This is a genomic window from Xanthovirga aplysinae, from assembly GCF_009711365.1.
In the GTDB taxonomy this organism is placed as follows: Bacteria; Bacteroidota; Bacteroidia; order Cytophagales; family Cyclobacteriaceae; genus Xanthovirga; species Xanthovirga aplysinae.
The window spans coordinates 1-660 of record NZ_SMMB01000198.1; the positions used below are offsets into that span (position 1 = coordinate 1).

General features: G+C 35.9%; 1 protein-coding gene. It reads left to right on the forward strand.

Annotated elements, in window-relative coordinates; all coding sequences use genetic code 11:
• Nucleotides 1–76 precede the first annotated feature (76 nt).
• Nucleotides 77–595 (forward strand): Crp/Fnr family transcriptional regulator, encoded by a 519-nt coding sequence (locus E1171_RS00395; RefSeq protein WP_155203016.1) that lies wholly within the window; start codon nucleotides 77–79, stop codon nucleotides 593–595.
• The last annotated feature ends 65 nt before the right edge of the window (nucleotides 596–660 follow it).

Consider the following 660-nt stretch of genomic DNA (forward strand, 5'->3'; position numbering starts at 1 on the left):
TTTTCAGATAGATATAAAATAAAGGATTCTACTTATTTTCATGCTCAGGGAAATAGCCGCATTAAATTAGTGAAGTATGATCTATCCATTTAAGAAGACTTTTACGGAGAAGGAATCTCAATTAATCCGCTTTTTATCAGGAATTAGAGTATTTGAAAGACTCAGCCCCGATGAAATAAGTTTATTTCTGCCTTATCTGCACTTAAGGGAGTTTAACCAGAATGAAGTGATTTTTTTTAGGAATGACCCCAGTCAGGCTTTTTATATGATAAAGTCGGGACGTATTTCACTTAATTTTGAGGCGGAGGATGATTACGAAGAGTTAACCATTGTGCATGAAGGTAATGCTTTGGGCGACAATGCATTACTTTTGAATACTCAGCGTCTGTATACGGCCATAACGGTATCAGAAAAAGCGGTTCTTTACGTCTTGCCCCAGGTAAATATTTTGGATTTGTTTGAGGAAAACGTGGAGATTAAAGCCAAAATGATGACTTCTCTTTCTGAGCAGTACAATGCATATACACAAAGGATCTTTAGAGAATATCGCTCCTCTTTTGGGTTTTTTAGTCTAAGCCAAACGATGAAGGATTAAATTAGTAGAAAGGGGCATTAGTGAGGAGGGATTTAGGATAATAATAAATTTTTGACTCCTCATTT

Bases quoted from the DNA above. Each gene is read 5' to 3' on its own strand.
- E1171_RS00395 (WP_155203016.1), top strand. From the start codon at position 77: ATGATCTATCCATTTAAGAAGACTTTTACGGAGAAGGAATCTCAATTA.